General features: G+C 67.1%; 13 protein-coding genes and 1 pseudogene. 8 read left to right on the forward strand and 6 right to left on the reverse strand.

Annotated features, from left to right (window positions below; translation table 11 throughout):
* A pseudogene (locus AC5P7E_RS20850) lies at nt 1-123 on the forward strand (IS110 family transposase); the annotation flags it as partial.
* 149 nt (nt 124-272) lie between these two features.
* Here the strand turns inward: AC5P7E_RS20850 and AC5P7E_RS20855 are convergent.
* Together AC5P7E_RS20855 and AC5P7E_RS20860 are read right to left on the reverse strand one after the other, a co-directional pair.
* Complete coding sequence (locus AC5P7E_RS20855) at nt 273-1,475, reverse strand: lipase family protein (protein ID WP_495222866.1); 1,203 nt, start codon at nt 1,473-1,475, stop codon at nt 273-275.
* A 190-nt stretch (nt 1,476-1,665) separates the two neighbouring features.
* Nucleotides 1,666-2,553 carry an outer membrane protein assembly factor BamD gene (locus AC5P7E_RS20860; RefSeq protein WP_024956778.1) on the reverse strand — a complete coding sequence of 296 codons (888 nt, stop codon included), beginning with the start codon at nt 2,551-2,553 and terminating at the stop codon, nt 1,666-1,668.
* Nucleotides 2,554-2,666: 113 nt separating this feature from the next.
* On the opposite strand from AC5P7E_RS20860, the gene rluD reads away from it, so the two are divergent.
* Genes rluD through AC5P7E_RS20880 form a run of 4 tightly spaced genes read left to right on the forward strand, consistent with a single transcriptional unit; the run spans nt 2,667 to nt 5,365 of the window.
* Nucleotides 2,667-3,656 carry a 23S rRNA pseudouridine(1911/1915/1917) synthase RluD gene (rluD, locus tag AC5P7E_RS20865; protein ID WP_080334810.1) on the forward strand — a complete coding sequence of 330 codons (990 nt, stop codon included), beginning with the start codon at nt 2,667-2,669 and terminating at the stop codon, nt 3,654-3,656.
* A complete protein-coding gene (gene pgeF / locus AC5P7E_RS20870; RefSeq protein WP_012481092.1) occupies nt 3,656-4,426 on the forward strand; it encodes a peptidoglycan editing factor PgeF in 771 nt (256 codons plus the stop codon). The genes rluD and pgeF overlap by 1 nt, the downstream gene beginning before the upstream one ends.
* A 2-nt stretch (nt 4,427-4,428) precedes the next feature.
* Nucleotides 4,429-4,953 carry a DUF4166 domain-containing protein gene (locus tag AC5P7E_RS20875; RefSeq protein WP_005414299.1) on the forward strand — a complete coding sequence of 175 codons (525 nt, stop codon included), beginning with the start codon at nt 4,429-4,431 and terminating at the stop codon, nt 4,951-4,953.
* Nucleotides 4,928-5,365 carry a thiol-disulfide oxidoreductase DCC family protein gene (locus tag AC5P7E_RS20880; RefSeq protein WP_005410786.1) on the forward strand — a complete coding sequence of 146 codons (438 nt, stop codon included), beginning with the start codon at nt 4,928-4,930 and terminating at the stop codon, nt 5,363-5,365. The genes AC5P7E_RS20875 and AC5P7E_RS20880 overlap by 26 nt, the downstream gene beginning before the upstream one ends.
* A gap of 72 nt (nt 5,366-5,437) precedes the next feature.
* Here the strand turns inward: AC5P7E_RS20880 and otsA are convergent, their stop codons facing one another.
* From otsA to AC5P7E_RS20900, 4 genes are all read right to left on the reverse strand, one after another.
* Nucleotides 5,438-6,802 carry an alpha,alpha-trehalose-phosphate synthase (UDP-forming) gene (gene otsA, locus AC5P7E_RS20885; protein WP_005410785.1) on the reverse strand — a complete coding sequence of 455 codons (1,365 nt, stop codon included), beginning with the start codon at nt 6,800-6,802 and terminating at the stop codon, nt 5,438-5,440.
* A complete protein-coding gene (locus tag AC5P7E_RS20890; protein ID WP_005410784.1) occupies nt 6,799-8,580 on the reverse strand; it encodes a glycoside hydrolase family 15 protein in 1,782 nt (593 codons plus the stop codon). Before AC5P7E_RS20890 ends, otsA begins: the two co-directional genes overlap by 4 nt.
* Before the next feature lie 41 nt (nt 8,581-8,621).
* The gene (gene otsB, locus AC5P7E_RS20895; protein WP_005410783.1) at nt 8,622-9,380 is read right to left on the reverse strand and encodes a trehalose-phosphatase; all 759 of its coding nucleotides are present in this window, start codon (nt 9,378-9,380) and stop codon (nt 8,622-8,624) included.
* A 214-nt stretch (nt 9,381-9,594) separates the two neighbouring features.
* Nucleotides 9,595-12,030, reverse strand: a complete 2,436-nt coding sequence (locus AC5P7E_RS20900; protein ID WP_043035123.1) for a TonB-dependent receptor plug domain-containing protein — start codon at nt 12,028-12,030, stop codon at nt 9,595-9,597.
* Nucleotides 12,031-12,245: 215 nt separating this feature from the next.
* Between AC5P7E_RS20900 and AC5P7E_RS20905 the strand changes: the two genes are divergently transcribed.
* From AC5P7E_RS20905 to AC5P7E_RS20915, 3 genes are all read left to right on the forward strand, one after another.
* Nucleotides 12,246-12,728, forward strand: coding sequence for a DUF3574 domain-containing protein (locus tag AC5P7E_RS20905; RefSeq protein ID WP_005410781.1), 483 nt, complete (start codon nt 12,246-12,248; stop codon nt 12,726-12,728).
* A 36-nt stretch (nt 12,729-12,764) separates the two neighbouring features.
* Nucleotides 12,765-13,622 (forward strand): XAC2610-related protein, encoded by an 858-nt coding sequence (locus tag AC5P7E_RS20910; protein WP_114619192.1) that lies wholly within the window; start codon nt 12,765-12,767, stop codon nt 13,620-13,622.
* A 131-nt stretch (nt 13,623-13,753) separates the two neighbouring features.
* Entirely contained in the window at nt 13,754-15,472 is a 1,719-nt protein-coding gene (locus AC5P7E_RS20915) for a thiamine pyrophosphate-dependent enzyme (RefSeq protein WP_043035122.1), read from the forward strand.
* Nucleotides 15,473-16,060 lie beyond the last annotated feature (588 nt).

Here is a 16,060-nt window from a genome sequence, read left to right on the forward strand (position 1 = left end):
TACGCTGGCCTGAAGGCCAAGGGCAAAGCGAGCAAGGTGGCGCTCGTGGCGGTCATGCGCAAAATGCTGGTGATCCTCAACGCCCGTAAGCGAGACGCCGAGGTGGCCCTCGGCTGCCCCTGACAAGACAGTTGCTACTGCCTTTGGTAGTGCCGGCCGCTGGCCGGCAACCCGTATCCCGCGCCTCCACGCATGGCGTGGATCTACTGCCTCCGGTAGTGCCGGCCGCTGGCCGGCAACCCGTACCCCGCGCATCCACGCATGGCGTGGATCTACCGGGCGTCGTCGAGCAGCTGTTCGAGGTCGGCGGTTTCCGCAGCGTCGTTGAAGTGGCCGTCCCCCAGCCGGGCTCGTACGAATGCCAGGCCATCCGCCGCCGCAGCGTCCAGCGTGCCGCGATGGTCGACCGGGTAGCGCCGGAACGCTACCGGCTCGCCGCGCAGCGCCAGGCCTGCGGCATACAGCAGGGTGGTCAGATAGGGCACGTCGCGGTCCTCGCTGCCGTGGCCCAGCATCAGGGGTTGGCTGAAGCCGCGGCGCGGTACGCCAAGATAGTCGTACAGCACGGCCCAGATGCCTGGCACGCTGGTCAGCGGTGCGGTGAACATGCTGCCGGTATCCGCGCCGTCCAGCGTGGTGGCCAGTTCGCCCAGGCACTGCTCGCGTGCCACTGCCACGCGGGTGCGGCCGGTGTCGCTGAGGACGCGGTCGATCTGCGGCGCAACCTGCAGCAGACCGTCGAGCAGATACGCGTGATACGCGTTGAGCGCGCCAGGATTGGCGGTGCGGTTGTCCGGCTTCATCACCAGTGCGGTCAGCTCGACGGCGGTGGGCGTGCCGGTGGTGAAGCTGCCGCGGTAGTGCAGCGACGGGCCAGCATAGGTGGGCGCCAGATGCCCGGCAGTGAGCGCGGCGGCACCACCCTGCGAATGGCCGACCGAGACCCAGCGCGGCGACAGCGTTGCGGTGCCCAGATACTGGCGGCTGGCTTTGATGAGGTCGATGGCATTGCGCGCGGCAGTGCGCACATGCAGATAGGCATGGTCACCTGGACTGCCGAGGCCCTGGTAGTCCGCAGCAACCACCGCATAGCCCTGTGCCACGAACTGATCGAGGAAGCGGCCGTCGCGTTCGGGTTGGTAGGGGCCGGACACCGAGGGCGCACAGCGATCCGCGATGCCCTGGGTGCCATGTGCCCAGGACACCACCGGCCAGCCGCCTGCAGGCGCCACGCCGGCGGGCAGGTACAGCAGGCCGGTGCCTTCGGCCAGCTGGCCGCGATGATCCGGGGTGCGGTAGTGCAGCTTGTAGGCCTGCGCGGCCTTGGATGGCACCCATGACGCGCGATAGGGGGCAGCAGACAGCAGATCGCCCGGTGCGGGTGGGGCAGCCGCCATGGGGCCCGAGGACAGCGCCAGCAGGGCAGTGGCGAGGATGCAGGCGAGCGGGTGGAAACGGCGGGGCGGTGGGGTCATGGGGCGCTCCTTCACGACCGGGATGGCCGTTGCGCCGCAGTGTGGAGGGCCTCGCCTACGCCGATTGGGACCGGCGTCGCATCCGCCGGGGATTCGTAGAATTCCTAGTGTCGTGGTCCATGGGCGCGCGAACCCTCCACGCATGGCGTGGATCTGCCGACAAAGAAAAGGCCCCTTTCGGGGCCTTCTTTTACTTCTTTTCCAGTCGCGCGTTGCGCTGGCCGGTGCTGGCGGACTTTTCGCCAGCGAACGGGTTCAGCTTGCGGATCATCCACGGGTACTTCGGCCACTTGCCTTCCAGCCACGGGTGGTCCGGCTGGTTCAGCTGCAGGACGCGGCGGGCGTCGTCGGCCAGGGTCTTGTTGCCCAGGTGGGTGTAGGAATCGGCCAGGACGGCGACGGCATCGTACTGGAACGCGCTCTGCGGATAGGTTTCCAGCAGGTAGTTGGCGCGGCCGGCGGCCGAGACCCAGGCGCCGCGGCGCATGTAGTACAGGGCGTTGTCCAGCTCATGCTGGGCGAACACGTCACGCAGCTCCAGCATGCGCTGGCGCGCATCGGCGGCGTAGCGGCTGTTCGGGTAACGGTCCACTACGATGTTGAAGTCCGAATACGCCTGGTGCGGCGTGGACAGGTCGCGGCGGCTGGCATCCAGCGACCATACGCGACGCAGGAAAACCGTACTGCGGTTGGAGTTGGCCAGGCCGCGCAGGTAGTACAGGTACGCGATGTTGCGATGGGTCGGGTAGGTACGGATGAAGCGGTCGATGCTGGACACCGCATCGTCGTGCTTGCCGGCCTTGTACTGCGCGTAGGCGGTTTCGATCATCGCCTGTTCGGTATACGGGCCGTACGGATACTGGGCCACGAGGCGGCGGAAGCTGGTTTCAGCCCCGCTCCAGTTGCCACCCTGCATCAGCTTGTGGCTCTTCTCGTACAACTGTTCGACCGGCGTCCCTTCATCGGGGCGATCGCCCTTCTTGGCGCCACGGTGGCAGCCGGTGGCGGCGATGACCAGCACCAGCAGCAGGGCGGTGAGGCGGACGGGCGCGGAGAGCATGGAGGAGCGTCGGATCATGAGGTCAAGGCGGGACGCGGCTGGAATACGAAGGGTCGATGATAGCCTAGTGTCCTGTCCAGCGACTGAAACCGGCCGCCGGGACCCCAAAATTTCAAAGAATGCCCCCTGCCATGTCTGAACAACCCTCTGAATCGGCCCGCCAGGCCATCGTCCCCGACACCGCTGCCGGCCGCCGTTTCGACGCCGTGGTGGCCGAACTGTTCCCCGAATACTCGCGTTCGCGCCTGACCGAGTGGATCAAGGCCGGGGAGGTCCTGCTGGACGGCGCCCAGGTGCGCCCGCGCGATCCGCTGCGCGGTGGCGAGGTGGTGACCCTCAACGTGGTGCTGGAAACCCAGACCGACGCCCAGCCGGAGGACATCCCGCTGGACGTGCTGTTCGAGGACGAGCACCTGCTGGTGATCAACAAGCCGGTCGGCCTGGTGGTGCACCCGGGCGCGGGCAACCACAGCGGCACCCTGGTCAACGCCCTGCTGTTCCGCGACCCGTCGGTGGCGGTGCTGCCGCGCGCGGGCATCGTGCACCGCCTGGACAAGGACACCAGTGGCGTGATGGTGGTGGCCAAGACCCTAGAAGCGCAGACCGCGCTGGTCGAGCAACTGGCCGCACGCGACGTGCACCGCCAGTACCTGGCCATCGTGATGGGTGCGCTGGTGGCCGGCGGTACCGCTGATGCCCCGATCGACCGCCACCCGCGCGACCGCCTGAAGATGGCGGTGCGCGATGACGGCAAGGAAGCGATCACCCACTACCGCCTGCGCGAGCGCTTCCGTGCGCACACCGCGCTGGAGTGCCGCCTGGAAACCGGCCGTACCCACCAGATCCGCGTGCACATGGCGCATGTGCGCCATCCGATCATCGGTGACCCGCTGTACGGCGGTGCGCTGAAGCTGCCCAAGGGGGCCAGCGATGAGCTGGTGGCCGCGCTGCGTGGCTTCAAGCGCCAGGCCCTGCACGCCGAGACCTTGGAGTTCACCCATCCGATCACCGGTGAGCCGGTGCGCAACACCGCGCCGGTGCCGGAGGACATGCTGCACCTGATGAAGGTGCTGCGCGAAGACAGCGAGGCCTTCGCCGCGCGCGAGCGGGACCGCTGGTGATGGCCGCCGCGCTGCCCGTGCTGCAGGCGGACTGGCTGGCGCCGCCGGGCGTCCATGCGTTGACCACGCGTCGGCACGGTGCGGGCATTTCGCCGGCGCCGTTCGCGCAGTTCAACCTGGGCAACCGGCACGCGGCCGACGGTGATACCCCAGCCAACGTAGAGCACAACCGCCAGCTGCTGCAGCAGGGGCTGGGGCTGCCCTCGACACCGCACTGGCTGCGCCAGGTGCACAGCAGCACCGTGCTGCGCTTCACCGCGCCGCCGGTGCCCGGCGCAAGCGAGCCGGTGGCCGATGCCGCAGTGACTTCGGTGCCGGGCGTGGTGCTGGCGATCCTGACTGCCGACTGCCTGCCGGTGGTGTTTGCCGCCGCCGATGGCAGTGAGGTGGGCGCGGCCCACGCAGGCTGGCGTGGCCTGGCCGACGGCATGCTGGAGGCCACCGTGGCCGCCATGCAGACGCCGCCGGCGCAGCTGCGGGCCTGGCTGGGCCCGGCCGCCGGACCGGCCGACTACGAGATCGGCGAGGAGGTCTACCACGCCTTCGTCGGCCATGATCCGGCCGCCGAGGCGGCGTTCGTTGCCACCCGCGCGGGCCACTGGAAGGTGGACCTGTTCGCGCTGGCGCGGCAGCGGTTGCAGGCGGCGGGCATGGACCCGGCGCAGGTTCATGGCGGCACGGTGTCGACCATGGCCGATCCGGACCTGTATTCGCACCGGCGCGACCGTCGCACCGGGCGCATGGCGACGCTGGCCTGGATCGCGCCCTGACCTTGCCGCTGTTCGCGCGCGTGCTGGGGCCGGCCTTCGCCACCCTGGCCGCGCCGGTGCAGGCGCTGCATGCCGCGCCGTTGCCCTGCCGCTACGTGGGGCAGGCGCGCATCGTGAGGGGGCGGCACTGGCTGGTGCCGCTGCTGGCTGTGTTGGCGCGGCTGCCGAAGGACGGTGACGCGCTGCCCACCGAAGTGGCGTTCAGCGCACATGGGCAGGGCGAGCAGTGGGCGCGGCAGTTTGGCCGCTGGCCGATGGTGTCGCGGCTGTGGGCGCACGAGGGCTGCCTGCGCGAGCAGTTGGGCGCGGTGCGCTTCGAGTTTGATCTGCAGGCCCGCGAGGGTGGCATCGACTGGTCGGTGCGCCGGGTCTGGGCGTTCGGGCTGCTGCCGTTGCCGAGGCGCTGGTTTGGTGGCGTGCGTTGCCGCGAAGCCTGGCAGGGTGAGCGGTACACTTTCCTGGTCGATGTGACGCTGCCCTGGGCGGGAGCCCTGATCCGCTATGAAGGTTGGCTCGAACCGCAGTGAGGCCGCCGCCGAGGCGGGCAGCGCGGTGATCGTATTCGATGGCGTATGCGCGCTGTGCAACCGCTGGGTGCGCTTCCTGCTGCGTTTCGACCGCGCCGGGCGCTACCGCTTTGCGGCGATGCAGGGGCAGCAGGGCAGCGCGATGTTGCGCGCGCACGGGCTGGACCCGCAGGACCCGATGTCGTTCCTGCTGCTGGACGCGCAGGGTGCCTGGACCGATACCGATGCGATCCTCCGCGTGCTGGCGGGGCTGGGCGGCGCCTGGCGCCTGACCGGCGTACTACGGGCAGTGCCGCGCGGCTGGCGTGATGCCGCGTACCGCGTGCTGGCGCGCAACCGCTACCGCTGGTTCGGACGGCACGACGCCTGTCATCTGCCCGCACCGGAGCAGGCAGCGCGATTCCTGGATTGAAGGAAAAAGGGGACGGAGGGGATCAAGGCGTCTGTGCACAACTGCCTTGATCCCCTCCGTCCCCTTTTTTCCTCAACCTTCCAGCGCGTCCAGATAGCTGCGGCGCCAGTGATTGATGTCGTAGGTGCGCAGGTGATCCATCATCGCGTGCCAGCGTTCCTTGCGCCTGCTCAGTGACATCGTTGCTGCCGTGGCGATGGCGTCGGCCACGCCGTCCAGATCGTGCGGGTTCACCAGCAATGCCTGCTTGAGTTCGTCGGCAGCGCCGGCCAGCAGCGACAACACCAGCACGCCGGGATCTTCCGGGTCCTGCGACGCTACGTATTCCTTGGCCACCAGGTTCATGCCATCGCGCAACGGCGTGACCAGGCCGACCGCCGCCGCCCGGTAGAAGCCGGTGAGGGTGGCATGGGTGAAGTTCTGGTTGACGTAGCGCAGCGGCGTCCAGTCAGGTTCGGCGTGGCCACCGTTGATGTGGCCGGCGATCTGTTCCAGCTGGCTGCGCAGCTGCCGGTACTCGGTGACATCGCCGCGCGAGACCGGGGCGATCTGCAGGTAGGTCAGCGAGCCGCGCTGGTCGGGGTGGCGCTCAAGATAGCGCTCGAAGCCAAGGAAGCGTTCGGGCAGGCCCTTGGAATAGTCCAGGCGATCCACGCCGATCGCCAGCTGGCGATCGCGCAGGCTGGCGCGCAGGTTCTTCACGGCGGCCTTGGTGGCCGCGGTGCCGGCCTGGCGTGCGATCAGCTCGGTGTCGATGCCGATCGGGAAGGCGGCGGCACGGAAGCGGCGCCCGCCCGGTGCTTCCAGCTCGCCGTTGTCGAGCACGCGGCCGCCGCCGAACAGGCGCAGGTAGGTCTGGAAGCGATCAGCGTCGCGCTGGGTCTGGAAGCCGACCAGGTCGTAGGCGTACAGCGCGGAGAACAGCCGCAGGTGGTCGGGCATCGCCTGCAGCAGGTCGGCAGACGGCATCGGGATATGCAGGAAGAAGCCTATGCGACAACCGATGCCGCGCTCGCGCAGCAGCGCACCGAGGGGGATCAGGTGGTAGTCGTGGATCCAGACGATGTCGTCCTCGCGCAGCAGTGGCGCGAGCTTGTCGGCGAACAGCGCGTTGACCTTGTGGTAGGTCTCGCGGGTGCCGCGGTCGTAGTCGACCAGATCCAGGCGGAAGTGCAGCAGCGGCCACAAGGTGCGGTTGGCGAAGCCGTTGTAGTAGCCATCGACCTCACGCTTGCTCAGGTCCATGGTGACGTAGTCGATGTCACCGTCTTTCTGCCGGTGCAGCGTGCCGCTGCCTTCCTTCACCGTCTTGCCACTCCAGCCGAACCACAGGCCACCGCGTTCCTTCAGGGCAGCCAGCAGGCCGACAGCCAGGCCGCCGGCGCGGTTCTCGCCGGGCACGGCCACACGGTTTGAAACCACGACCAGACGACTCACGATGCCTCCTGCCAGGACCGCGACAGGCGCATTGCGGCGGTGATCAGGCCGACGTGCGAATAGGTCTGCGGGAAATTACCCCAGGCCTCGCCGCTGTCGAAGGCCAGATCCTCCGACAGCAGGCCCAGGTGGTTGCGCTGCTTCAGCAGCAGCTCGAACATCTCACGTGCTTCATCCATGCGCCCGATCGCGGCCAGCGCGTCGATGTACCAGAAGGTGCAGATGGTGAAGCTGGTCTCCGGCTCACCGAAGTCATCCGGCGCGACATAGCGGTACAGCGAATTGCCATGCTTGAGGTCGCGGCCGATGGCATCGACGGTGGCGATGAAGCGGGCGTCCAGCGCGTCGATGAAACCGATATCGGCCAGCAGCAGCAGCGAGGCATCCAGCCGATGGCCGCCGAAGGTATCGGTGAAGTGGCCCAGCTCCTCGTTCCAGGATTCGGCCATGATGCGCGCGTGGATGGTGTCGGCGCGCTCGCGCCAGTAATGCGCGCGGTCATCGCGCTTCAGGCGCACGGCGATCTTGCACAGGCGGTCGCAGGCAGCCCAGCACATCGCGCTGGTGTAGGTGTGCACTTCGGTGCGGCCGCGGAATTCCCACAGGCCGGCATCGGGTACGTCGTGCAGGGCGAAGGCCTGTTCGCCCAGGGGCTCCAGGCGGGCGAAGGTGTGCGCATCACCCGGGTCCTGCAGGCGCCGGTCGAAGAACAGCTGCGTGGAGGCCAGTACCACGCTGCCGTAGACATCGTGCTGGCGCTGCACCCAGGCCAGGTTGCCGCGCCGCACCGGGCCCATGCCGCGATAACCGGACAGGCTGGGCACTTCATCTTCGTCCAGCTTGGCCTCGAAGCCGATGCCATACAGCGGCTGCAGCGTGCCGTCGGTGGTGGCCAGGTTGAAGATGTAGCCGAGGAACTGTTCCATCGTGCGCGTGGCGCCAAGACGGTTCAGCGCCCGCACCACGAAGGCCGCGTCGCGCAACCAGCAGTAGCGGTAGTCCCAGTTGCGCACGCTGCCGGGTGCTTCCGGAATGGAAGTGGTCATCGCCGCGATGATCGCGCCGCTGTCCTCGTACTGGCACAGCTTCAACGTGATCGCACTGCGGATGACCGCGTCCTGCCATTCCAGTGGAATGGACAGGTAGCGCACCCACTCGCGCCAGTAGTCGCGGGTGCGCTGGAAGGCTTCCTGCACGTAGCCGCTGATCGAACGATTGAGCGATTCATCCACGCCCAGGATCAGGTGGATCGGATGGTTGAGCACGAACGGCAGGCCGTCGCGCACGAAGCGCACCGGCACATCGGTGGTCAGCCGCAGCACGTGCTCCGGCAGGATCCAGCGCACATGGTTGCTGCCCCAGGTGGATTCGGGCACGCGTGCGCCCCAGTCCGCCAGGGGTCGCGCACGCACGGTGATGCGCGGGCTGCCAGCCAGCGGACGCACCTGGCGGATCAGGCTGACCGGACGGTAGAAGCGATCGTTCTGCCGCCAGCGCGGGGCGAAATCGAGGATTTCCAATGCGCCGCCCTGCGTGTCACGCAGCACGGTGCGCAGGATCGCAGTGTTGGTGAGGTATTCCTGCTCGCTGCTCGCGAAGTCCTCCAGCTCGATGGCGAAGTCGCCGCCGGTCTGCTGGTTGGGGCCGAGCAGGGCGCAGAAGGTGGGGTCGCCGTCGAAGGTGGGCAGGCAGCTCCAGACAACGCGGGCATGTTTGTCGACCAGGGCGCCGAAGCTGCCGTTGCCGACCACGCCCAGATCAAGATCGGGTTGGGTCATCACGCGGTACATCTCGGTTGCGGCCGTGGGGGTTGGCCGGGTCAATAGGCATTCTCACGCAGCCAGGCGTGCACGCTGCGTATGTCGGGCAGCGCGAACACGGCCGCACTGGGTTCACGTTCACCCACCAGCACGCTCCAGCCATGCTGGCCGTTGGCGGCATCGAAGCCGAATTCGTCGGTGAGGTCATCACCGAGGAACACCGGCAGGCGGCCGCGGAAGGGCAGGTACTGCATCATCCGGCGCACGGCACGGCCCTTGTCGGTGCCGACAGGCACGAACTCGACCACATGGTCGCCAGGCTGCAGGCGGTAGCTGGTGCGGCCACGAACGTGGCGGTCAGCGAACGCGCGGACATCGCTGGCGGCGTGCGGCGCACCGCGCCAGTGCAAGGCCAGGCCGACGCCCTTGTCTTCCACCAGCACGCCAGGATGCCCATGGGCGAAGCGCATCGCCTGCTGGTGCAGCGCGTGCAGCCATTCGGCGGTGTCGTCGTCGTGTTCGTCGCGCAGCACACGACCGTCTTCGCCACGCAGCTCATGGCCGTGCAGGCCGGCGGCGGGTAGTTGCAGGGGGGCGAACAGTTGATCCAGCTGTTCAAGCGGGCGACCACTGACCAGTGCCACGGCACCTTCCAGGCGGTCGCTGATGCGGCCGATGGCTTCACGCACATCCGGCAGCAGCTGCACGGCATCCGGGCGTGCAGCGAATTCGATCAGGGTGCCATCGACATCGAGGAACAACGCACAGGCGTCGTCCAGCAATGGCGGTGGCGGACGCAGGGGGAGCGGTTCAGCCATGACGCCCAGCTTGCCAGCGTGGGCGTGTACGCGGGGTCGAGGGCAGGCTACGGCCCTGCTTCGGTGGGTGCCGACCGTTGGTCGGCACGGCAGCAGTGCGGACCAACGGTCCGCACCCACCCAAAGCAGATCCGCACCCCGATCACGAAGTTGCCGGCCAGCGGCCGGCACTACCGTGTCGTGCGGACCAACGGTCCGCACCTACCCAATGCGATCAGAACGTATAGCGGACGCGGCCGTAGTAGTACGCGCCGTTGCTGCCGATCGGCGACAGCACGTCATACGGCAGGTTGCCGAAGTAGTGGATATCGCTGTTGGATCGATCCGGGTAGTTGTCGGTCAGGTTCTGGCCGCCGATGGCCACGCTCCAGCGCGGAGTGATGCGGTATTCGACCTCCGCATCCAGCTGCCACTCGGCCTGGTAGGTCTGGCGCGGGATGTAGCCGTCACCGAAGTTGAACACGCGGGTGGCGCTGCCGTAGCGGTTCACGCGGCTGCTCAGCGACCAGTGGTCGTTGCTCCACGCGGCAGAGAAGCTGCCGCGGGTACGCGGCGTGGCATCGGTAAGCGTGTTGGTTTCTTCGATGCCGAACAGCACGTAATCCGGATTCAGTGCACGCAGCTGTGCCGGCGTGGCCAGCACGTTCTTCAGCGTGGTCTTGGTGTACGCATAGGTGCCGGTCAGCAGCAGCTGGCCGTCGCCCAGCGACTGGCGCCAGTTGCTCACCAGCTCGGCGCCGCGGGTGCGGGTATCGGCGGCGTTGACGAAGAAACTGGCGCTCTGCAGGCCGCTGACGCCGTAGTTGGCGGCCACGTAGTCGGTCAGTGCATCGCCGGTGATGCTCTCCGACAGCGCGATGCGATCGTCGATGTCGATCTGGAAGAAGTCCAGTGACAGGTCGAAATGCTCGCCGATGCGGCTGGTGAAGCCCAACGAGGTGTTCAGCGATTTCTCCGGCTTCAGATTCTGCGCACCCAGGCCACGCGCGATCGGATTGTTGACCGACAGCAGGCGGCCCTGCACCAGCTGGCCGCCAGCGTTGTAGCCGGTGGAGGTGGATTCGTAGCCGATCTGTGCCAGCGACGGCGCACGGAAGTTGTTGGAGATGGCACCGCGCAGCGCGAACGCCGGGGTGAATTCATAGCGCAGGCCGAGTTTGCCGGTCAGTTCACCGCCGAAGTCGTCGTTGTGCTCGTAGCGCGCGGCCAGATCGGTGGAGAACTTCTCGCCGAACTGACTGGACAGGCTGGCGTAGGCGCTGGCGACATCGCGAGACAGGGTGGCCGCGTCCTGCGGGGTCAATCCGCCACCGGCCTGCGAACCGGTCGGGCGGTCGGTGTACGGGCCGGCCGCATAGCTGGCCGGGTCGCCGGGACGGGTCTGGTAGCGCTCGTGGCGTGCTTCCACGCCCAGGCCGAGCGTGTGGCTGATGCTGTCGCTCTGGGTGAACACGCGGCTCAGATCGAGGTTGCCCACGGTCTGCGCGTATTCGTAATCGGCGGTCTTGAAGCGGGTCGGGCTGGTCGGGCCCAGCGAGGCGTTGAGCGAATCACGCAGGCGGTAGGTGAAGTCGTTCTGGCCGTAGTCCAGGCTGCCGTCGTAGCTCCATTCGCCCCACTGCCCGCGCACGCCGGCCACGGCCTGCACGTCGCGGTTCTCGCCCTCGGAGATCGGCCGGTACCCATTCGGATAGACCTCCTTCCAGTTGGCATCGCCATCGGGGTAGCGGAAGTAGTTTGCGCCTTCGGTATCGCGCTGGTTGAAGGTGCCGAACGCGTAGAACGTCGAGGTCTGGCCCACCGGGATCTCGGTGTTCAGCCACAGGTTGATGTCCTTGCTCTTGCCATCGCCCAGCACATAGTTGCGCTTGCCCTGCAGCGCCAGGTTGCCGGGGGTCTGGTCCCACGGCGGAATCTGGTCGAAGCCGGCGCGGTTGGTGCCGTTGCGGTGCTTGTATTCCAGACCGACGCGCAGGAAGCCGCCGTCCTCGCCCAGCGAGGTGCCGACCTTGGCGCTGATGTTGCCGGTCTGGCCGTCGGTGAGGGTACGGCCGATCGGCTTGAGGTCGGTGTGGTTGGCGCCGTAGCTGGCCTCGATCTCGCCACCGTCGCCGCCGTTGTCGAGGATCACGTTGATCACACCGGCCACCGCATCCGAGCCATACAGCGCACCAGCGCCATCACGCAGTACTTCGATGCGCTTGATCGCGCTGACCGGGATCGAATTGAAATCAACCGGGGTGGTGCCCTTGCCGATCTTGCTGTCGGTGTTGACCAGCGCGGTGTGGTGGCGGCGCTTGCCATTGACCAGCACCAGCACCTGGTCCGGCGACAGGCCGCGCAACTGTGCGGCGCGCACATGGTCGGCGCCACCGGAGTTGGACTGGCGCGGGAAGTTGAACGACGGCAACAGCGCCTGCAGCGCGCTGCCCAGCTCGCCGTTGACCACGCCGGCCTTGCGGATGTCCTCGGCGGTGAGCACATCCACCGGCGAGGTGGATTCGAGCACGGTGCGGTCGGCGGCACGGGTGCCGGTGACGATAACGGTGTCCAGGTTGGTGGCGTCCTGGGCCAGGGCCGGGACGGCGGCGGAGGAAAGCGCGAGGGCGATGGCGAGGCCGAGCGGCGACGCGGGCAGGCGGACGGACATGGGGGCTCCAGCAACAACGACGACGGGGAAGGGGGGAGATGGTTTCACTTACATCCATCCGGATGAAGCGATATATTATCTTCGCGTGATGACCGGTGCCGATGCAAGCCCCTGCCGGTCCGGCATGAGTTGATGCCCTGCTGGCATCAGCACGCCGGGGCGGTGGCGCTGTACGCTGCCGGCTCGCCTTGTCCCCCTTCCCCGGAGCTGTATCGATGAAACACCTTGGCCTCGTCTTCGCCGTGCTGCTGGCCACCAGTGGCTGCGCCAGCCTGTCCTCGCAGGCGCCCAGCGCCTATGCCACGGCCACCACCGCCGAACTGAAGGGCGATGCTGCACGCCCGTCCGCCGGCCACGGCTGGGTGCGCAGCGAGCTGTATTTCGGCGTGGGCGAGGAGCAGGGCGCCGGCAACCGCCCGCAGGCCGATACCATCAGCGAGGCGCAGTGGCGCACCTTCCTGGACAAGGAAGTCACTCCGCGCTTCCCGGATGGCCTGACCGTGTTCGATGCCTATGGCCAGTGGCTGTTCCGCGGTGATGCCTCGCCCAACCGCCTGCGCACCAAGGTGCTGGTGGTGCTGCACGAGGACACCCCGCAGCGCCGCGCCGACATCGAAGCGATCCGCCTGGCGTGGAAGCAGCAGACCAAGCATCAATCGGTGCTGTGGTCGCGGCAGCCGGTCGAGGTATCGTTCTGAGTTGAAGGTGCCGCCGCGGTGCCGCAGGGAGCAATGATGAATTGCAGGGAATGCGTGCTGGGCCTGGTGCTGGCGGGCGTGCTGGCACCGTCGGCGCAGGCAAGTGGCGACGACGGCGAAACGCTGCGGTTCCAGGTGGCCGCGCATGTGCAGGCGCACGCCGATCCGCAGCAGGACGGCAGCATCGCCGTGCAGCTGTCACCGTCGGGCAAGCGCCAGACGCTTGAGGGCGCGGCGGATGCCGATGGCAGTTCGCGATGGTCGCTCGAAGATGTCGATTTCGATGGCTACCCGGAACTGGTCGCACGCGCCTCGGTGGGCATGGTCAACGAAGCGGTGACGGTGTACCGGTTCGATCCGGCCAGTGCGGGGTTCCGCGCGCTGCAGGCCGACACCCACGGCAAGGACAGTTGCGGTGACCTGATGGGGTTGAGCGTGGATGCTGCCACTCGAACCCTGACCAGCAGCTGCCGCAGTGGCCCGATGTGGTACACCGACCAGTACCGGTTTGCAGGCGCGAAGCTCCATCTGTACCGCTCTGAGAGCGTGCTGATGCTGGGCGATACCTTGAACGCCGCGCTGCAGTGGGAACAGACCGACGAGCAGGGCCCGTTGGCGGTCTGGCGCACGTATGATCCGGCCGGCCGTGTGCTGGAGAGCGCGATTGCCAATGGCATGGGCGCACCGCCGGACGGGCCGTTGCGTGGTCAGCAGGCCGCCGTGGTACCCGCGCGCCTGTTCCTGTTCGACCGACCCGGTGCGTCCAGCACCAAGCGTTACCTGGTGCAGGGCGACCGCGTGGAACTGCTGGATGAACAGGACGGCTGGGTGAAGCTGCGCTACCGCAACGTGAAGCAGGGCGCGGTGGTGGGCTGGATCAACGTCAACGATTGAAGAAAAAGGGGACGGAGGGAATCAAGTCGTTTGTGGCACATACGACTTGATTCCCTCCGTCCCCTTTTTTTGCGGAGGCATCACTTCATCGGGTCTAGCCTCGGATGTTCCCCCGTTCGAGGATGTATCCGATGAGCAAGCGCGTGGCCGAAATCGTGGTGGATGCCCTGCAGCAGGCCGGTGTCCGCCGTTGCTACGGCATCGTGGGCGATACGCTCAACCACGTGACCGATGCGATGCATGGCAGCGAGATCGCATGGGTGCATGTGCGGCATGAGGAAGTAGCAGCCTTTGCCGCAGGCGCCGATTCGCTGGTGAGCGGCGAACTGACCGCCTGCGCCGGCTCCTGCGGCCCCGGCAGCCTGCATTTCATCAATGGCGTGTTCGAGAGCAACCGCAACCGCGCGCCGATGGTGCTGATCGCCAGCCAGGTGGTGACCAGCGAGCTGGGCATGGAATTCCCGCAGGAAGTGGACTTCAAGGCGGTGTACGCCAGTTGTTCGGTGTTCTGCGAGCAGGTGCACAGCGCCGAGCAGGCGCGTCGCGTGGTCACCCTGGCCTGCCAGGCCGCGATCAGCCGCCGTGGCGTGGCGGTGGTGATCCTGCCCGCCGATATCAGCCAGGCCGAAGTGAAGCACGATGTGCCGTTCTCGGTGCATTACACCCAGCCGGTGCTGCGCCCGTCGGATGCTGAGCTGCAGCGCATCGCCGAGTTGCTGGGGCAGGGCAAGCGCATCGGCATCTACGCCGGCGCCGGTTGCCAGGGTGCGCACGCACAGCTGCTGGAACTGGCCCGGCGCCTGCAGGCACCGATCGCGCACACCTCGCGCGCCAAGGATTTCGTTGAACCGGACAACCCGTACAACATGGGCATGACCGGCATCTTCGGCATCGAATCCGGCTTCCACACGCTGATGGAGTGCGACACGCTGCTGCTGCTCGGCGCCGACTTCGCCTGGGGCCAGTTCTACCCGGACAAGGCCACGATCATCCAGGTCGACCGCGATGGCAGCCATCTCGGCCGCCGCCATCCGGTGAACCTCGGCGTGGTCGGTGACATCGCACCGACGCTGGATGCCTTGCTGCCGATGTTGCCGCCGCGCGAGGACAGCAGTTTCCTGGACGAATGTATCGAACGTCGCGACAAGGCGCTGAAGAAGCGCGAGCAGGAAGAACAGCCGGGCGAGGGCGAGCTTATCCACCCGCAGCATCTGACCGCGCTGCTGTCGAAGCATGCCAGCGACGATGCGCTGTTCACCGCTGACGGCGGCTCGCCGATGGTCTGGGTGCTGCGGCATATCCGCGTCAACGGTCGCCGCCGCACGCTGACCAGCCTGCTGCACGGCACGATGGCCAATGCAATGCCGCAGGCACTGGGCCTGCAGAAGGCGTTCCCCGGCCGGCAGGTGATTTCGCTGTCCGGCGATGGCGGCCTGGCGATGCTGCTGGGCGACCTGCTGACGGCCGTGCAGGAGAACCTGCCGATCAAGGTGGTGGTGTTCAACAATGGCTCGCTGAACTTCGTCGAGCTGGAGCAGAAGGTGGAAGGCCTGCTGGACAACTACACCGACCTGAAGAACCCGGATTTTGGCCGCCTTGCCGAAGTGATCGGTTTCCACGGCCGCACGGTGACGCGCAGCGAGGATCTGGAAGAAGCGGTGCAGGATTTCCTGTCGCAGCGTGGCCCGGCGCTGCTGGACGTGCATACCAGCCGCGCCGAGCTGGTGATGCCGCCGCAGATCGAGGCCAAGCAGGTGGCCGGTACCGCGCTGTATGCAGCCAAGGCGGTGTTGAACGGCCGCTTCGACGACGTGAAGCATCTGCTGGTGGACAACTTCCTGAAGAAGTGAGGGGGTGGTCGATGCAGGGCTGCGCCCTGCACCCGCTACGAGCCAGAGCCAGAGCCAGAGCAGAAGCTGCTTTCCTGGGGGATGGCGGGGTGGGTCCGGTTGCGGGGGACGCTGCAAGTACGTCCATGTAAGCTCGGTCGCCGCATCCATGCGGCTCACGCCCCCGCAACCGGACCCACCCCGCCTTCGACAGACTTCCGCTGCTGTTGGTAGGTGTCGACCTTGGTCGACACGGTAGGTCCACGCCATGCGTGGATGAACGAAAGAATGATCGGAATGATCTTCTGTAGAGCCGAGCCATGCTCGGCTGAGAGGCTTCGCGTACAGCAGCCGAGCATGGGCTCGGCTCTACAAAGGGAGCCTGCCTTTGCTTTTGATCTTTGATTCTCTTCCGTGGCTGGCATGCGCAGGAAATTGTCAGGGGCCGGTCGGGTAGGTGGCGCGGGGGTGTCCGCGGCATGGATGCCGCGGCCAAGCCCCCAGGGTGAAGTGACCCCCGGGAGTTGGACGTCAGATCCAACCCCGAGGGATACATGAACAGATATGACGCACGTTTCAAACTGCAGGTCGCCAAAGAGGCCTGCAAGA

This window comes from Stenotrophomonas sp. YJH_SMC_25 (assembly GCF_059369595.1).